The organism is Paenibacillus sp. N22P23, assembly GCF_059383735.1.
The window spans coordinates 215,565-233,242 of record NZ_JBXENT010000003.1 but is presented as its reverse complement, the minus strand read 5'-3'; the positions used below and the strand labels follow the sequence as shown (position 1 = coordinate 233,242).

Annotated in this window: 14 protein-coding genes and 1 pseudogene; 14 read left to right on the top strand and 1 reads right to left on the bottom strand. The window is 46.3% G+C overall.

The genetic code is table 11. The annotated features are described in order from the left end of the window. Positions 1–91 precede the first annotated feature (91 nt). From AC506A_RS16390 to AC506A_RS16350, 9 genes and pseudogenes are all read left to right on the top strand, one after another. Positions 92–235: pseudogene (locus tag AC506A_RS16390) on the top strand (TCP-1/cpn60 chaperonin family protein); the annotation flags it as partial. A gap of 568 nt (positions 236–803) precedes the next feature. After that, positions 804–1,028 carry a glycosyl hydrolase family 95 catalytic domain-containing protein gene (locus tag AC506A_RS16385; RefSeq protein WP_495462088.1) on the top strand — a complete coding sequence of 75 codons (225 nt, stop codon included), beginning with the start codon at positions 804–806 and terminating at the stop codon, positions 1,026–1,028. Continuing rightward, positions 997–1,875 (top strand): hypothetical protein, encoded by an 879-nt coding sequence (locus tag AC506A_RS16380; protein ID WP_495462087.1) that lies wholly within the window; start codon positions 997–999, stop codon positions 1,873–1,875. Before AC506A_RS16385 ends, AC506A_RS16380 begins: the two co-directional genes overlap by 32 nt. Before the next feature lie 339 nt (positions 1,876–2,214). After that, positions 2,215–3,174, top strand: coding sequence for an ABC transporter permease (locus AC506A_RS16375; RefSeq protein WP_495462086.1), 960 nt, complete (start codon positions 2,215–2,217; stop codon positions 3,172–3,174). A 9-nt stretch (positions 3,175–3,183) separates the two neighbouring features. Then, on the top strand, positions 3,184–4,065 hold the full coding sequence (locus AC506A_RS16370) for a carbohydrate ABC transporter permease (RefSeq protein WP_495462424.1): 882 nt from the start codon (positions 3,184–3,186) through the stop codon (positions 4,063–4,065). Between the two features lie 103 nt (positions 4,066–4,168). Beyond that, positions 4,169–5,806 carry an extracellular solute-binding protein gene (locus AC506A_RS16365; RefSeq protein WP_495462085.1) on the top strand — a complete coding sequence of 546 codons (1,638 nt, stop codon included), beginning with the start codon at positions 4,169–4,171 and terminating at the stop codon, positions 5,804–5,806. Positions 5,807–5,816: 10 nt separating this feature from the next. Then, positions 5,817–8,066, top strand: coding sequence for a glycosyl hydrolase family 95 catalytic domain-containing protein (locus AC506A_RS16360; protein ID WP_495462084.1), 2,250 nt, complete (start codon positions 5,817–5,819; stop codon positions 8,064–8,066). 106 nt (positions 8,067–8,172) lie between these two features. Beyond that, positions 8,173–10,488 carry a helix-turn-helix domain-containing protein gene (locus AC506A_RS16355; RefSeq protein WP_495462083.1) on the top strand — a complete coding sequence of 772 codons (2,316 nt, stop codon included), beginning with the start codon at positions 8,173–8,175 and terminating at the stop codon, positions 10,486–10,488. Between the two features lie 5 nt (positions 10,489–10,493). Further along, the gene (locus AC506A_RS16350) at positions 10,494–12,077 is read left to right on the top strand and encodes an extracellular solute-binding protein (RefSeq protein ID WP_495462082.1); all 1,584 of its coding nucleotides are present in this window, start codon (positions 10,494–10,496) and stop codon (positions 12,075–12,077) included. 63 nt (positions 12,078–12,140) lie between these two features. Here AC506A_RS16350 and AC506A_RS16345 read toward each other — a convergent pair whose 3' ends face one another. Beyond that, entirely contained in the window at positions 12,141–12,317 is a 177-nt protein-coding gene (locus AC506A_RS16345; protein WP_495462081.1) for a YjfB family protein, read from the bottom strand. A gap of 167 nt (positions 12,318–12,484) precedes the next feature. On the opposite strand from AC506A_RS16345, the gene AC506A_RS16340 reads away from it, so the two are divergent. The 5 genes from AC506A_RS16340 to AC506A_RS16320 all read left to right on the top strand — a co-directional run bounded on the left by AC506A_RS16340 (position 12,485) and on the right by AC506A_RS16320 (position 17,485). After that, on the top strand, positions 12,485–13,243 hold the full coding sequence (locus AC506A_RS16340) for a hypothetical protein (RefSeq protein WP_495462080.1): 759 nt from the start codon (positions 12,485–12,487) through the stop codon (positions 13,241–13,243). Next, positions 13,240–13,986, top strand: a complete 747-nt coding sequence (locus tag AC506A_RS16335) for an S-layer homology domain-containing protein (protein WP_495462079.1) — start codon at positions 13,240–13,242, stop codon at positions 13,984–13,986. Before AC506A_RS16340 ends, AC506A_RS16335 begins: the two co-directional genes overlap by 4 nt. 515 nt (positions 13,987–14,501) lie before the next feature. Continuing rightward, positions 14,502–15,095 carry a hypothetical protein gene (locus AC506A_RS16330; protein ID WP_495462078.1) on the top strand — a complete coding sequence of 198 codons (594 nt, stop codon included), beginning with the start codon at positions 14,502–14,504 and terminating at the stop codon, positions 15,093–15,095. A gap of 12 nt (positions 15,096–15,107) precedes the next feature. Further along, positions 15,108–15,287: a hypothetical protein gene (locus AC506A_RS16325; RefSeq protein ID WP_495462077.1), complete on the top strand. Its 180-nt coding sequence runs from the start codon at positions 15,108–15,110 to the stop codon at positions 15,285–15,287. Between the two features lie 149 nt (positions 15,288–15,436). Then, positions 15,437–17,485 (top strand): alpha-amylase family protein, encoded by a 2,049-nt coding sequence (locus AC506A_RS16320; protein ID WP_495462076.1) that lies wholly within the window; start codon positions 15,437–15,439, stop codon positions 17,483–17,485. Positions 17,486–17,678: the final 193 nt, after the last annotated feature.

The following is a 17,678-nucleotide window of genomic DNA, read 5'->3' as shown; positions in this document are numbered from 1 at the left end:
CATCACTACTTTATACTTGAAATAGCAATTACACTTTGATTAGTGGCCTATTCCTTGAATATTTAGTTTTTTATTTGATAATATCAATAGTTTGAGCCGTTCCGCTCTTCAAAACGCAGCATCCGTTGCAGCTATGTTCCTGACAACTGAAGCAGTTGTTGCTGACAAGCCAGAAGCTAACAAACCAGGCATGCCTGATATGGGCGACATGGGTGGCATGGGCGGCATGATGTAAGATGCGCCCTTAGCCCTTGATTTATAAGGGATTTAAGGTGCCGGGGTATCCTGAGGGTAACTAAAGGGTAACGTCGGCAGAAAACTAGAGGCTTCTCATGAGTTCATCGAACTTGTGGGAGGCCTCTTTTTTCGTTGATTTTGTGACGTTCAGATACAAATTCTTAGTCGTATCGTCGTCCTTATGGCCAAGACGCGCTATGATCGTTTCTAGTTTTCTATAGTTTCCAGGTTGAAGGAAATGGCATCCTGGTGTCGAACTTTGTTGCATGCAGGATGATATTTGCTGTTCTGAGCTACGATTGGAAGAGGTCAATGCCTAATGAAAACTAGTAAAAGCGCCAAAAAGCAGGTATGTCTACGAGCAAGGATTAGGGATCAGAGGTGGGATGAAGAGTTGTCCGGTAAACTATCTAACATTTATGGGGAGTGGAGCACGCCTTCTTACTCCGGAGCAGTATCAACTCAAATGCCTAATACCGCAATTCTAGGTAATGGAGATGTTGGGGTTACCTCCTATGGCGATAGCAAGTCAAAAGAATTTCTAATTTCTAAAGGTGATTTTTGGAGTGCTGGAACGATGGGGCAGTGCTCCAGAGGGAAGAACCTATATCGGTCAAACCATAAATGCCGCATATGGTGCGACACAGATTATTTCTTATTATAGATATACGCAGGATGAGAAATTTTTGAAAACAATGTTATTTCCTTATCTCGAAAAAGTTGCGAAGTTCTATGAAAAATGGTTAGAAAAAGAGAGTGATGGAGGGGGGGCACCGGTATATTGCTTATGATGGTTATCATGAGTATACTTTCGCCAAAAATTCAGGGCTAACGTTAGGACTTGCCTGGAACGTATTTGATATGCTTTCAGAAGCCGTTGATCTAGTGGGTGTGGACCAATTAGGAATATCCCAGCAAAGAGCAGATCTATGGAAAGATATTCGGGATAATCTTGCAGATACCCCAACCATAGAGCGCAATGGACAGACTGTATTTGCCTTGGCGGATAACGGAGATTTCTGGCCAGCCAGTGGAAACGTGGAACTCGAATTCATTCATCCAGGGGAAAGACTAGGCTTTAACTCTGATCCTCAACTATTACAAATTGCGATTAATACGTTGAATCAAAAGTCAGCGGTCTTTGGCCAAGCAAATAATACTCCAAAAGCCTATACACAGGCTGCCAGGGTAGGCTTTCCGGCCGAAAGTATTATTAATTACTTCTTGCAGCAGACATACCCGGCAATGGTTCAAAATTTTATAATACCGGATGGTTCTCATGGCATCGAGAAAGCGGGAGCAATAGAGGCCATTAATAACTTGTTGTTACAAAGTGATGATTATGTCATCAAGGTTTTTCCAAATTGGGTAAAAGATAAGAACGCCAAATTCGTTCGGTTGAGGGAGAAAGGGGCTTTTGTAGTCTCGTCCGAATATACTGGAGCAACGAACGAGGTTCAGTATGTTGATATCACCAGTGAGAAAGGAAAAACTGTCCAATTGGTAAATCCTTGGTCTGCGTCTATCAAGGTGACGAAAGAGAACGGTGATCCAATTTCCTTCGAGCTCATTGGTAACAGTATTACTTTTGATACCGATGAGGGTACTACCTATCATATCGTGGCTGATGTAACTTAGCCTTATGCATCTCGCTTATTGAGCTTCTTGACGATATAGGTGAAAAGACTACTTCCTTTAAGGAAATTAGCACAACAGGTTGCCCCACAAAGGGCAACTTTTTTTGTTGTTAATTCACGATGGGTTTCATATAAATGCAAGTCACCTGGCCAAAACAACTGAAATTATCTCAAGTTCCCGGGTACCTAACAAATGATATAGGGTCGAATCTAACATATTGATGATGATCTAATATCTTTTAAATTGCGAATGAAAACGGTTTCTCCTATTGTAGGCCATACAACGAACGTTCGACATGAACAATAACTGTGTCGACGAATAGAGAAGGAGGAATCGTATATGAATCAGCCGGTATCTGCGGATATCACCATGAAGGCGCGTTCCGGCACAAGCGGGCCAAACCGATTTTTGCGTGAATGTTTGCAGCAAAAATATTTGTACCTTATGGTGCTCCCCGGCTTTTTGATCGTGCTTGTGTTTGCTTATTTTCCAATGTACGGCGTCCTCATAGCCTTCAAGGATTACAATGTGGCAAAGGGAATATGGGGGAGTGAGTGGATAGGCCTCAAATACTTCAACCAATTTCTACACAATCCGATGGCTTTGCGAACGATCAAAAATACGCTCATTCTCGGCACATACGGACTCGTATTCGCATTTCCGGCACCTATCATACTAGCACTGCTGCTCAATGAGATTCGACAGGTTGCGTTCAAGAAATTTGTGCAGACCGTTTCCTACTTCCCGCACTTCATATCTACCGTCATTCTCGTCGGGATGATCAAAGAGTTCACATCGCTCGATGGCTTGTTCAACCAGATTACGGGACTGTTCGGCTTAGAGCCGATCAACTTTATGACGGAATCGAAATACTTCCGTACTCTGTTCATCGGCTCCGGCATTTGGCAGGGGATCGGCTGGGGGACGATTTTATACTTAGCCGCGCTCAGCAATGCCGATCCGACGCTGTACGACGTGGCATCGATCGACGGAGCGAATCGGTGGCAGAAGGTCAGAAATATTTCCATTCCGACTATTATGCCTACGATTATCATATTGTTCATTTTGTCCGTAGGTGGAATTCTCGGTACCGATTTTATGAAGGTGCTGCTCATGTACAACCCTAGCACTTATGAGAAAGCCGATGTCATCGGTACTTATGTTTACAGATTAGGGATTGAGGGTGGACGATTCGAGTATGCGGCAGCCGTCGGATTGATGTTATCGGCGGTATCCTTCCTATTCGTCCTCATTACTAATCGACTGTCCCGCAAATATTCGGAAACGAGCTTATGGTAGGTGAATCGCATGGTGTATAAATCAAGTTTCGGCTCCCGGCTTTTTGATGCGGTTAATATCGGACTTATGCTGCTGCTAGTTGTTGCAACGGTATATCCGCTGCTTAATGTTATTGCGGTTTCATTAAGTCACTCCGATTATATTTCCTTAGGTAAGGTGACATGGTTCCCAAGAGGGTTTAATACGAAGGGATATAGCATCATCTTCGATAAGCCTATGCTCTACATCAGCTATCGAAACACGGTGCTCTATGCCGCAGCTGGAACACTGTTGACGCTGTTTCTGACATCGTTGATGGCGTATCCACTGACGATTTCGAAGTTTCAGCTCAAGAAAAGCATCACCGTATTTCTAGCCATTACGATGTTTTTCAGCGGGGGCATGATTCCGACCTACTTGATCATCAAACAGCTGGACATGCTCAATACCTTCTGGGTTATGGTCGTGCCTGGCTGCATCAGCGCCTATAACGTGATCATTTTTCGGACATTCTTCCAAAATATTTCATCGGAGCTTCGAGAATCGGCTTATATAGACGGAGCCAATGACTTGATCGTGCTGTTCCGCATCTATTTGCCGCTGTCTAAGGCCTTGCTGGCCACATTCGCCTTGTTTACTGTCGTGGCACATTGGAATGAATGGTTTAATGCGCTGATTTATTTGAAGGACGAGAATCGGTACCCGCTGCAAATGTTTTTGAGATCTATCATTTTCACGCAGCAGGAGGGGCAAAGCTCGCAGGTAAAGGAAATGATCATGAACCGGCAGATTAATCCGAAAAACATCCAGATGGCGGCGATCGTCATCACGATGGCTCCGATTCTATGTATCTACCCGTTCGTGCAAAAGTATTTCGTCAAGGGAGTCATGGTAGGCTCGATCAAGGGTTAATGACAGAACCCATGAAAGGAGGTGAACGGTTAAGCGAGGTCTGCGGGGAGAGCGAGTTTTGCTTACATAAGCTATTTTCATTCAACTTTAAGGGGGATCTAGTATGAAAAAATCGTTTTCGATCTTGAAAGTACTCGTACTAATTACGCTTGTATCGACAGTTATGCTGAGTGCATGCAGCAAATCGAATGATAATAATACCGCTTCATCCGCAAACAACGCTTCCGCGAACCAAGCTTCCGCACCGGAAGAATTGAAGCTCAAGGTTGTGGTCCCGCACTTCGGAGGCGATCCGTCAGGAACGCTTGTTCAGGAGGAATATGAGAAAGAAATCGCAGCCTATTTGGGGACGAAAGTCTCGATCGAGTGGACGCGTATTCCGTGGGGCGAGTACAAGGAAAAAACGCAAGTCATGCTGACAAGCGGCGATATTCCAGACGTCATGCTCGTGCTTGGCAATGAAAATATCGTCAAATACGGCGAGCAAGGCTTGTTTCTTGACCTGAACCAATATACGGATCATGTGTCGAACTACAACACTTTCGTCGACGCTACCGATAATAAAGAGCAATACTTGATGACCGAGAACAATCAATTGTTTGCATTCTACGACGGCTTCTCGAATCCTTCTGACGTAGAGCCAAGCCAATATGCTGCCGCCTACCGTCTTGACGTATTCGAGAAAAACAACATCAAAGTGCCGACTACGCAAGACGAAATGTATGATGCTGCGAAGCAGCTGAAGGCGTTGTATCCGGATTCTTATCCAATCGGTCAAAGCGAACAGTATTTGGGCTACGACGGTATTATGAACGCCAACCATACGGCTAGCGGCATCTACTGGAATGGTACGCAGTATGTATACGGACCGACTGAAAATACGTACAAAGAAGGCCTAATGTTCCTTAACAAGCTTTATTCAGAGAAGCTGATCGATCCAGCCTTCTGGTCGGATGAGATGGATCAGGCGAAACCGAAAGCTACGAGTGGCAAAACGTTTATTTATCCGCAGCTGTGGTCGGGTTATGTTGCTGATTTTAATGCGAATAAGGAAGCCGGCGTCACATGGACGCTTGCGATGACGGCCGATAACCCAACATACGGAAAAGCGTGGAAGTACGACAGCGAGCCTAAAGGAAAAGGGCTTCGGAACGGGTATGGCATCGTCATTTCCGCGAAAACGAAACATCCGGAGCAGGTCGTGAAGCTGCTTGATTACCAATACAGTGACAAAATGATTGATCTGTTGATGTGGGGGATTGAAGGTAAATCATATGAAATGAAGGACGGCCAAAAGCAATATCTGGCAGCGCTCAAATCCGCGCCGGACTTCGTAGACCAGCTTGCGAAAATGGGTGTTTCCGCATCGATGAGCACACGTCCCGGTATCGTCTTTACGCCGCAAGAACGGATCGCCGTATATACTTCAATTCCAGATGTGCTGTTCTACCATGACGGTAAAGCGCAATTGGAAAACTATTATATGGCGTCGAACAATTACGGTGGCAACGAGTCGATCTCGCCGAATGACAGAGCGCCTAAGATTATGTTATCGAAAGACGAATCCGATGAAGTGGCGAATACGATGACGCCTATCGACACTTATATCAAAGAATCAGCGGTCAAATTTATTAAAGGCGACATGGGCTTCGATCAATGGGATACTTATCTGGATACGGTCAAGAGAATGGGAGATTTGCAATCGGTACTCGATTTGCAGAATAGTAAAGTGAAGAAGTGAGGCTAGAGTGATGAATAAGCATGACTTAATCCTTGATCAACCCATCGATAGATGGGATGAGGCACTGCCTCTGGGCAACGGATTGACCGGTTGTCTGTTATGGGGGGACGGGGCTCCCCTTCGGTTCAGCTTGGATCGTGGCGATATATGGGATTTGCGGCTGGCGCCTGAGGCGATGGATAAAGGGTTCACCTATTCAGAAATGATCGATTGCGTGCGCCGTGGTGACCAGGATTCGCTTCTTAGCCGGTTCGACAGCTTTTATGAGACTTATCCCTACCCGACCAAATTGCCAGCAGGCCGTCTTGAGCTGTACTTCAGCAAAAACGCCGACAAAATAAAGAATCATCTTGCTTTGCACGCAGCTTGCGCGCATGTCCAGCTGACGTTCGGCGATCAGATTGCTGTAGTATCAAGCTTCCTGCATGCCGTGAACGGGCTCGGTTATATTAGATTGATCGGAGCTGCAGGCAAGGACGGACGAATGGAAGTTGTGCCTCCGGATTACACTGGAGCGTTTCAGGATGAGAACAGCAACCCCGTCTTTGCTACAAGCCTTACTCGGCTTGAATACCCAGCAGCGACTAAACACGCGGAAGGCAACTTGCAATGGTTCTATCAGCGGACATGCCATGAGCTGGAATATGCAATTGTTATCGCTGAACGGAAGTCCGATGACGGCTCGCGAGAATGGGTTTATGTGATAACGGCCAATCACGACGGAGAGAATTGGTTAGAGAATGCTAAGCGTAAAGTAACGGCCGCGATGGACGATGGATTCGATCGTGCATTTCACGAGCATTGCGCATGGTGGGAGCGTTATTGGGGGAAGAGCTCTATCGCGCTGCCAGACGCTGAAGCAGAGAAGCACTGGTATTTAAACAACTATTTGTTTGCTTCATGCTCGCGCAAAGGGGCACCGCCGATGCCGCTTCAAGGCGTATGGACAGCGGACGAAGGGCTGCTTCCGCCGTGGAAAGGCGATTATCATCACGATTTGAATACAGAGCTTTCTTATTGGCACTACTTGAAAGCCAACCATCTGGAAGAAGGAGAGAGCTTTATCGATTTCTTGTGGGACCTGAGGCCGCAAGGCCAGCGGTTCGCGCAAAGCTTCTTCGACGCTCCGGGCCTCAATTTGCCTTCTGTCATGACGCTTACTGGCGGAGCAATGGGCGGTTGGCCGATGTACTCCATGAGCATTACCAATGTCATCTGGCTGTGCCAGGCGTTCGATCATTACTGGCTGTATACAGGCGACCGTGATTTTCTGCGCGATAAAGCTTATGTCTATTTCAAAGAAACCGCTGACTGTGTGCAGCGATGGCTAATACCTGGTGAAGACGGCAAGCTGCGTTTGCCGGTATCGAGCTCGCCTGAAGCTCACGACAATTCGTTTGAGGCTTGGTTAGATCCAATGAGCAATTACGACCTCTCACTGCTGATTTACTTGTTCCGCCGATTGAAGGAAATGGCGGGTCGTCTGAATTATGAATCTGATGCTGATAGATGGGCGAATGTGCTGGAGGGTCTTCCGGAGCTTGCCGTTAATGCACGCCATGTGCTGATGCTGAATCCGCAAGAATCGCTCCAAGAAAGCCACCGGCACTTCTCGCACATGATGGCTATTTATCCGCTGCAACTGCTTAATCATCGTGAGTCTGAGCGCGATCGCCAGATCTCCGCTGCAACGATTGCTAACCTAGAGAGGCTCGGCAAAGGACAATGGGTCGGATATTCGTTTGCCTGGGCAGCTGCCTTCTATGCGCAGCAAGGCAATGGAGAAGCAGCGATTCATCATCTTCAGCAAATGTGGCAGTATACGTGCTCGCCGAACGGATTTCATCTAAACGGGGACTATAAGCGAGCAGGCGTCTGCATGTACCATTATCGTCCTTTTACTCTGGAAGGTAATTTTGCCGCCGTAAGTGCCCTGCAGGAAATGCTGCTTCATACGGACGGAGAAACGATTCGCGCATTCCCGGCGATTCCTCGCAATTGGGCAAAGCAAAGCGTCGAATTCCGCGATTTTCGCGGCGAGATGGGCGTGCTGGTTTCGGCGAAGCTGAATGCTGACAAGCTTGAATATATGGAGCTTCATGCCGAACGCGAAGGTGTCTTCCGTGTACAGAACGGCTTCACTGGAGACAGACTGAAGCTGCGAATGGGTAGCAGCAATCAAGAGATTCATTGTAACAGAAGCGAGATATTCACGATCGCGTTGAAACAAGGAGAAACGTGTTTCATTACTTCGCTTTAAGAGCGATCAACTTGACGAGAGAACGCCGTTCCTATGAGTCGGCGTTCTCTCGTTAAATTCATGCTATAATTCTATGAATACCCCTTATCAGTCACAGGAGGAAATTATGAGACAACTATTGAAGTCGATTCCACGCAAAGCGACTGATAGCATGAAGAAAAAGACGCTGGTTAACATTTTCCTGCGTTTTTTTGTGCTGACTGTGCTGCTTATGGTTTCGTCGATTACGATAGCTGTTTATTCGAACTACCGGATGATCGATGACGCGAAAGAATCGAACCAGAACTATTTACGCGCCGTCTCCTCGACGCTTGATGGGCTGTTCAACAAAATTAAGGATAAAGGCTATAGCCTTGCCTCCGACAACGACTTTCTCAATCTGGTTGCAATGACGGATAAATCGCAAAAAAATTATAGCTCCACCGCATATGAATTGAGCAATAAGCTGTACGATCTGTACATCAGCGATGATGCGGTAGATGATGCTTTTATTTATTTCCAGAATATCGATACGGTGCTGGCCGGTTCCGGATCCTACGACCCGACATTCTATTTGAATCTTCATTACCGCTACAAGGACTACCCGCAATCATTCTGGAACAATGCGCTCGCGAATGGCATCGATTCTTCCATCTTCCCTGCTACCGACGTAACTACGCAGAGCGGCGTCTCCGGCGAGCAACGATATAAGACCATCGTGCCGCTCCTTCTAAACATCGAAAGCCTTGCTCATGCGCGCAGCTACATGATCATTAATATAGACGAGCAAAAAATATATCGATTAATCGATGACATGAACATTACGAAAAAGGGAGATATTTACCTCGTCGATACGCTTCATAACAGGCTAATTAGCGCAACAGATCGCAAGATGCTGGGCGAAACGTTCAACGCGGAGACACTCAGCCTAAATGTGACGGACGGCAAAGCCGAATCGGTTGTAAAAATCGACGGTGAGCGGTTCATGTTGTCTTTTCAACAATCGACATGGAATAATCTCGGATTTCTGATCGCAACTCCTGAGCATGTACTGACCGGCCCAACGAACACTTTTCTGTATTGGACCATAGGTGTAATTGTCTTGTTCATGCTGATCGGCACGTTTATATCGGTCGTGTTCACGCGGGACATCTATTCGCCGCTCGCGGAAATGGTCACGCAGGTGAAACGATTTGCATTTTCATCTTTCGAGGATGGCCGATCCGAGTACGATTATATTAAGGAAAATATGACGTCGTTGCAGCAGTTTCAACAGGAAAGCTTGCCTTCGCTCCTGCAAATTTTGTTGTACCGTGCACTGAATCAGCGGGTGGATCAGGAAGACATTGAGCGTCTGCAGCACAAATACGATTTCTTCCGGAAAGGGGACAGCTTTGCCCTTGCGGTTGTCAGAGTAAGCTATTCCGCTAGGGGCGAACGGTCATCTGCAGATTTGAAACGGCATTTAGCCGACTTCAACAAGCCGGTGCTTGATATTTCCGAGCATGAGAGCGTTCTGTTCTTACAGGAGCATCATACGGAAGAATTGAATGCGACTGTGGGGCGCTTAGGCGGTTTATTCGCGGAATTCATGGATGCTGATAAAGACGGTGTAACGATTGCTGTAGGTATCAGCCCGATTTTTAATCAATTAGAGGACACTTCGAAGGCCTATAAAGAAGCATGCGCTGTCTTGGACTTGCGGAGTATGAACAAAGAAGGCATCATATTTACAGATGCGGATGGGGACCAGAGTGGAACCAGTGCTTATATCGCGGCGGACAAGAAAGAAATGATGTATAAGTATTTGGACAACGGGAATGTGGAGGGTTCCGCGAATTTGCTGGAGCAGCTGCTTGAAGGAGCCCATAATCAGGACATGCCGTTTAAATCGTTCAAACAGCTGGCTAGCGATCTGCTCTTTATTGCAGTCGAGATTGTTTATGTTCGCGGCATCGACGAACAATCCATTTTTGAGATCCCTGCAAACGAAGTCATACCTTATATCGGTACCATTCAAGATCCTCGTATAATCGAATCCATATGCCGGGATATCTATTTCAAAGTATCGACTTATCTAAATAACCAGAACCAATCGTCGAAGGCAATCATCGGTATGCAGGAATATATTGCGCAACATTTGGCGGAAGTAAATTTAACGTCTATTGCCGATTATTTCAGAATGAATGCCAATTATGTTTCGCAATATTTTAAGAAGCAGCTCGGCGTTACATTTACGGACTACATCAATCGGTTGAGAATTGATAGAGCAAAGGAATTGTTGCTTGGATCGACATTCACTGCAAATGACATCGGCAAGCAGGTTGGCTTCAATAATGCGAACGCTTTTATTCGCATGTTCAAAAAGCTCGAAGGCGTGACGCCTAACGAATACCGAAAGGGCAACCAAGCGCAGCGCCAGCTTGACGCAGCTGAGGGGTGATAGACATGCTGTATAGAAATCAGAAAATGATCATTGCACTCTTCCTGGCCGCAGTACTTCTGGCGGCAGTTACTAGTTTGTTCGTCGTATTCGATAAAAAGGCAGGAGACAAGCAGTCTGAACCGCAGATTGTAATAAAAGCCGCCGTCCCTTCCTTCGCTAGGGAACGGAATACGGTGATCGACCTCGAGTACGAGCGTCGCACACAGTTGAAGTTCGATTGGATTCAGTTTCCGGTGAACGATTATCTCAAACGCATTAAGCAGTTGCTAGCCTCTACTGGTGAGAAACCGGATATCTTTATCATCGATAAAGAAATGGTGCAGCGATTCGGTCCGCAAGGAATGCTGCTCGATCTGCACCCCTACTTGGATCGGATGCCGAATTTGCAGCGCTGGATAAACAAGTACCCGCAAATATACCGCAGCATCGTTACCGAGGATGACAAGCTATATGGGATTGACGGATTAAACACGTATGGACAAATGCCGGTCGGCTATATGCTGCGTGCGGACATCTTCTATCGCAACGGGATGCTGCTGCCGAAGACGTTCGATGAATTATACGATTCGCTCAAGCGGCTAAAGGAAATCTACCCGGATTCGAAGCCGATTTCGAATCGGTGGGGACCAAACCGACTCATGGAAAGCTTTATTATGGCCTATCACACGCACAATGGCATTTACTTCAATAACGAAGAATTGATTTATAAGTTCGGCCCTGTGGAGAGCAATTATAAGAAGGCGATCGAGCTTGCCCGGAAGTTTTACGAGGCGAAGCTGATTGATCCTGATTTTGCAACAACCGCGGAGTCGCAGTATTTTGATCACATTACAAACGGCAAAACATTCGCTATTTTTAACGATTATTTTAATGAGATGGACTTGTGGCAGAAGAAAGGGAAGAAGCAGGATTCCTTGTTTAGCCTGAAAGCGGTCCCTCCTTTCGTTACCGATACCGGCCTTCAAGCACTCGAGAAAGTTCAGTACCCGAATTCGCAGGGTACGTGGGTCATCGCGATTAACGCCAAATCCAAACATATCGACGAATTGATTCGCTTGCTTGATTCGCAATACTCCGATGAAATGATGGAGCTGGTCAATTGGGGGATCGAAGGAGATACGTTCGTTTGGGTTAACGGGGAGCGTAAGTATACGTCTAAGCTACAAACGAAATTGAATCCGCTGGGGACCGTTTCACCTAAGCAACAGGGTGTCGACGGTCGAACCGGTGTATGGGTGCCCTACGATCAAGACGCGGAATATGAGAGAGATTGGGGAGCGTTGGCGCTCGAAGCACAGCGGGCCTATAATGACAATGCGAGCAAGATTGGCTTTTTCGATGGACCGACTGTTCCGTTCCAGCAGGATGAACTGGACATGATTACGAAGGTCATGACCCCGCTGGAAAAGTTTATAACAGGGAAGCTGATCAAGTTCGTCACAGGTGAGCTGAACATGGATAGCGACTGGGACTCGTTTCAAGAGGAGCTAGGCAGAATGGGCTACCAGCGTGTATTAGACATGTACCGCGAGAAGTTCGCAAAGTTGCCGGAAGATCAGAAAAAGCTGAATAAGATCATCCGGTAAATGGATCATCAATGTAATAGATAAAGAAGAAGGAGAAAGAAATATCCTTCTCCTCCTAGTACATTATCCACTTATGTCTAGATGTCCACCTAAGTGTGGTTGCACACTGCGCTCCATCATTTGAACCATTTGTTGTGACAGTTCAGTAGATTGATCTTTGGCTAATTTAAGGACACTAATTCCGACAGCTTGGGATAAATTGATTTGGGCTAAAGACATTGATAGCGCTGCGATATCCATGAGGATCCTCCTTAATAATTGATTTAACACTTTGTTTATCGGAAGATTCACCTACAATTTTGAATTCAACGAATTTTTGTGCTAAGTATTAGGAATCTAGTGACAAATAAGGGGCTCATTAGTATTATTGGAAAATGAATATTTTTGATAGAGAAGGAGCTGAGAGGATGACCGCTTTGCGCAACAAACTGCTGCCTCTGCTGTTGGCAATGATAATAATTGTCCCGTTGACTCGCACTTCAGCAGCGGATTTGAAGTATGAATTTGACCGAATCGAGGTCGTGTATGCGGCTGAATTTACCGTTTATCCCAATTCTGTTCCATCTGATCACTGGCTGACACAGCTTGCCGGCGGTCCGGATAAGCCCATCCAGCTAATGTATGGGATTCTTCATCTGTACAGCGGTGAAAGCTACATCGATGAACAATTTATTAAAATGTCCGGCGAAGGCGGATCGGAGCGATTCTTGAGCAACTCGCAGCGCAATGATTACTTTGATCCAAATGGTACGCTGCTAAGTCAATCCTCCGTACAGTTCTGGTCAGGTAAAAAGCTAGATGGAACAGCGGTTGTAAAGGAGCTGAATCAGCCTCAGAAGTCGGTTACGCTCGTTCAATCGTTCGATCCCCAAGGAAATGTAACGGGCTTCAATTTCTACGCGCAGAATCTTATATTCCCAGGTGATGCATGGGATCCATTCGCCAACTACGTCAGCTCTTATACGTCTGATCCAAACAGCATTCAGCACACTGGCGAAGTGAATGGCAAGGAAGTAGAGCCGCCGCAGACGGAAGAGCCGAAGCCTGAGGAACCAAAGACTGAAACACCACATACAGAAGAACCGGGTATGGAGCAAGGCAATGAACAGCCTGTTCCGGACTCACCTCAACCAGAGCAGCCTAAAGATGAGTTGAAGCAGCCATGAGAAAACACAGCATCACCCTATCTCTACTGCTTGCAATGTTTCTTCTATTGGCCTCCCCAGTCAATGGGGTATCCGATGATCGCCTGAAACAGGCCGATATACTTCACCAACTCGGTCTATTCAACGGCATGGGCAATGCTGGTTATCAGCTCGAGGCTGCGTTTACTCGTGCGCAAGGCACAGCCATGCTGCTGCGTCTCGCCGGTGAAGACGGTGCTGCGGCTAAAGCAAAGCTAAAAACGACTTTCACTGATGTGAAAAGCTCGCACTGGGCAGCCGCCTCCATCGCCTATGCCATTGACAAAGGGTATGTGAAAGGGATTGGTCGTTCCAGCTTTGCCCCTGATCGATTGATGACGGGCAAGGAATTTCTGACGCTGATTAATCGTCTGCTCGGATACCCTGATGCCGTACCTGCCACGGCAGCCGAGCTGTCACAGAAAAATGGTTTATTGCAGGCGGATGCTGCAGTAAGGCTGACTGGAGCAAGTCCGTTCTTGCGAGGCGATATGGTCGAAGCCGCTTACGCAGCACTAATTGCCAAACCAGCTGGCAGTAAACATACGCTGCTACAAACGCTTGTCGAAGACAAAGGTGCAATCTCGGCCGCAGCGGCTGTTGCTAGTGGACTCTATACAACGACTTCCAATGATACCGATGGCGATTTCTACACACCGGAGCCTGGAGCCGATCCTATCGACTCTATCGAGGAAGCTATTCGGCAGAAGCTGAACGGGAAATAACGATCAAACAAATAAAAGAACCTTCATCCCCTTTTCTAGCGGATGAGACTACTTCCTAACCTCAAGGAGGTAGTTTTTTTGCGCTTGGCAGCGCATCGAATAAGGATTAAAAGTCTCAAGCATGTTGCCAGGTGGCGGATATAAACAATTTAATTATAATCTCCTTTTTTGAATTCTGGTTTCTGCGAGTGGTTGGTTTGCTAGATCACAAACCTTGGCTTACGTTGTAACCATTTGTACTGGAATGTGGAATCTTCTCTGCAATTTCACATAGCATGCTGCAGTGGGTTTCCTATTAAAGCGCTTGAATAGTCAGATAGATGTTTTCCTGTCAGATTGAACTCAGCGGCCCCTTCTTTCGAGTCGGCAATTTCGATGAAGCTATGCGTGCATGGTTTATTTTTTGGTTCACATTGTTTTCTATGTATTCATCTTTAATTTGTTTGAAAGAAAATTAAACTACTGGTAAAATATAGAATGTAATAGAATAAAAAACTAGAGGGGCAAAGAGCAGTATGGTAAAAAAGAATCCAGATGAAGAAATTCTAGTGGCAGAAAAGCCAGAAGAAGTAAGTAAATTAAAAGACGAAGAGAAAAAAAATGAAGCTATTGCAATGCCGTCAGCAAAATTGATGCTGGGTATTGCTCAAAAAGAATATGAATACGAGATAGATCGAAAAAAAACACTAGAGACTAGAGCAGGTATTTTCGTAGCGTTCACAGGAGTATTGTTTACTTTTATTTCAAGAAATATTGACTTATCAATATTTGATAAAGTACAGCCTCAAGATTTTACAAAGTATGCGTTAATTTTTTCAATCTTTTTCTTACTGCCTATTTGTCAGTTAATTATAGCCTTGTATTGCTTTGTTCACGTTCTTGTTGCTAAAAAGTATAGTCGTTTAAAGTTAACGGCTTTTAATGCAAAGACAGCAGAACTATCTGAGGAGGAAAATGCATCACTACTAATGGAGACATATGTAAAAGTAACGGAAGAAAACGTTAAAATAAATGGAAAGAAGAGCAAATATTTTATTTTTGGTTTGATAAACGCTGGAATTGGAGGGGTACTCATAGTTCTTTTGTATCTTATTTTATTTGTAATTTAAGGAGGTGATAATGTGACAGAAATTGACCCTTATGCTAAGAAGGATACCGGAAAAAGTGATAAAGGAAATAGTGCGAAGAAAAGTCCGTATGATATGCATGTGATGTTGGAGACTAAATTACATAATACAGAGAAAGTGCTCTATGATTTAAAACAGGAATTTAGCAGTAAGAAGAAGAAGTTAGATCAATAATAGAGTTATACATTTCAATTATTGATCACTATTCGTGTAGATTTCAAATGAAAAGACTACTTCATAAGGTGAGGTAGTCTTTTTCTATCCGACAATATGCAAATAGGTTGAATATTGGCAGTAATGACTCGAGGGAGGGACCGAGAGCAATGAATGCAATTCACCTGAAGGAAAAGTCGGCAATAGTAGAGCATTCGTCTTATTCGATTATGGCTGATCTGGATAGCGGTACCGTAACGATCACTGGCAACGAGAAGTGGGAACTTCGGAGTTCCTACGCTTATATGGAGATGTTCGGAGAAAGGTTCTATACGACAGATTATGAAAGCCATACGATCGCGGTAGATCGATCAGGAGCAATTGAAGATGATTTTGGAAGCGGTGTCATACTGGTTGTCGAGCATCGGTCAGCTGGCCGTCCTATTATGCGGCAGATCTTCCGCGCCTATGATCAACTGCCCTACTTGTTTGCGGAATTGGAAGCAGAGTCCGCTGGGGAGATTAAGAGCAACCGTATGGCTCCCCTAGCGGTCAACCAATATCGGACAGGCGAGCTTAAGATTACGGGCGCAACGGATTTGAAAATGCTCTATGTTCCTTACGATAACGATAGATGGACCCGTTATGGCTCTCATTACGTACATGCGGCAAAGGAAAGCTATGAGGTTACGGCGCTCTACGAATCCGGCGATCGTAGAGGCGTAGTTACAGGTTCGGTTACACATGATCTGTGGAAAACCGGCATTACGATTAAGGGCACACTTGGCGGTATAGACGCCTTCGAGATTTATGGAGGTGTGTCGAGCGAGGAAACGCGGGATTCCTTGCCGCATGGCGAGGTGGAGGGCAGCATCATCCGTTCGCCGCGCATATTCCTAGGCTATTTCGAGGATTACCGGAACGGAATGGAGAGCTTTGGAGAAGCCAACCACAAAGTGTCTCCTGCCATGCCTTGGGACGGGGAAATTCCGCTCGGATGGAACAGCTTTGCTGCGATTGGCGGAGATCTCACGACGGACGTATACTTGAATGCCTCCGATTTCTTAAAGGATATGTCGGATAAGCACGAAGTCCATCAGAACGGTGTCGTATACTTGAATTTAGATGCCTTGTGGAGCCGCTGGCCGGAAGAAGAACTGCTGGCGACCGTCCGGCACGTGAACGCTAACGGACAGAAAGCCGGCATATATTGGGCGCCGTTCGCATTCTGGGGGTTCTTCGAAGATCGGAATGCAGTAGTTCCGGGAACGAACGGCCAATATAAGATTGATGATCTGCTGCTGCGGGACGACGATGGGAATACGTTGCCGCTTCTGGACCGGGCCTTGCCAATCGACCCGACTCATCCGGGAACACTCATGCGGATCAAATATTACATGGACAAGTTCAAGGAGTGGGGCTACGAGTACTTGAAGCTAGACTTCTTGAGCCATGCCGCTATGGAGGGGAAGCACTACCGCAGCGAGATTACGACAGGTACGGCTGCTTATCACATGGCGATGTGTTACTTGCGCGATTGCCTGGAACCGCAAGGCTCTGAGAAGCGTATTTTCATTAATTTGTCGATCGCTCCGTTGTTCCCTTACAATTTTGCGCACAGTCGGAGAATCTCCTGTGATGCTTTCGGCCTGAATAAGGATAACGAATACTTGCTGAATTCCATTACGCATGGATGGTGGATGAACCACCGCATCTATGCGTACAATGACCCGGACCATACGGTGATGTACAAAAGCTTTCAGCAAGGCATATCGAGCTTGAACGAAGCTAGGAGCCGGTTAAACGCCACCGTTATCGGGGGATCCGTGCTGCTGCTTAGCGATGATTTCCGCAGAGACGAAGCAAGAACTCGGGTAGAAGGTTTGCTCGCCAATCGAGAAATCGTGAAGCTGGCGGGAAGACAGCTCACCTTCCGTCCGGCGGAAGAAGTCCACGGCGAACGTAGCGCCCATATCTTCACGGCTTGGAGTCCTGATGATGAGGCCGTTTACGTCGCTTTATTCAATACAAGCGAGACCGATACGGTTCGTAAGCGGGTTTCCTATAAGCAGCTGCAGATCGATGCCAGTCTCGTCGAGAGGGTCGATAACTTATGGGCGGAGACGTCTCTCTTGTCCTGGGACGAAGAGGCGATCGTGTGCGAGCTGTCGCCGATGGATTCCACGCTGCTCCGAGTGATAGTCGGCATGATGAAATAGTGCAGGAGCCGATTATCCCCAAATAAGGCTTGTACGGTTCGTTAGATTCTGGAAGCCCCGAAATTCGGCCAAATAACGCCCCTACGGTTCGTTAGATTTTCGCGGCATGCAAGATGAGGAGAATGCCAACCGAGATAGCTCTATAGCGAAACAGAATATGACCCCCATTCCAATTAGAAGAAATGGGGTTAAA

Coding starts and splice junctions, on each gene's coding strand:
- AC506A_RS16320 (WP_495462076.1), top strand. CDS start 15,437: ATGAATGCAATTCACCTGAAGGAAAAGTCGGCAATAGTAGAGCATTCG.
- AC506A_RS16330 (WP_495462078.1), top strand. CDS start 14,502: ATGGTAAAAAAGAATCCAGATGAAGAAATTCTAGTGGCAGAAAAGCCA.
- AC506A_RS16350 (WP_495462082.1), top strand. CDS start 10,494: ATGCTGTATAGAAATCAGAAAATGATCATTGCACTCTTCCTGGCCGCA.
- AC506A_RS16335 (WP_495462079.1), top strand. CDS start 13,240: ATGAGAAAACACAGCATCACCCTATCTCTACTGCTTGCAATGTTTCTT.
- AC506A_RS16370 (WP_495462424.1), top strand. CDS start 3,184: ATGGTGTATAAATCAAGTTTCGGCTCCCGGCTTTTTGATGCGGTTAAT.
- AC506A_RS16375 (WP_495462086.1), top strand. CDS start 2,215: ATGAATCAGCCGGTATCTGCGGATATCACCATGAAGGCGCGTTCCGGC.
- AC506A_RS16340 (WP_495462080.1), top strand. CDS start 12,485: ATGACCGCTTTGCGCAACAAACTGCTGCCTCTGCTGTTGGCAATGATA.
- AC506A_RS16345 (WP_495462081.1), bottom strand. CDS start 12,317: ATGGATATCGCAGCGCTATCAATGTCTTTAGCCCAAATCAATTTATCC.
- AC506A_RS16355 (WP_495462083.1), top strand. CDS start 8,173: ATGAGACAACTATTGAAGTCGATTCCACGCAAAGCGACTGATAGCATG.
- AC506A_RS16360 (WP_495462084.1), top strand. CDS start 5,817: ATGAATAAGCATGACTTAATCCTTGATCAACCCATCGATAGATGGGAT.
- AC506A_RS16365 (WP_495462085.1), top strand. CDS start 4,169: ATGAAAAAATCGTTTTCGATCTTGAAAGTACTCGTACTAATTACGCTT.
- AC506A_RS16380 (WP_495462087.1), top strand. CDS start 997: ATGGAGGGGGGGCACCGGTATATTGCTTATGATGGTTATCATGAGTAT.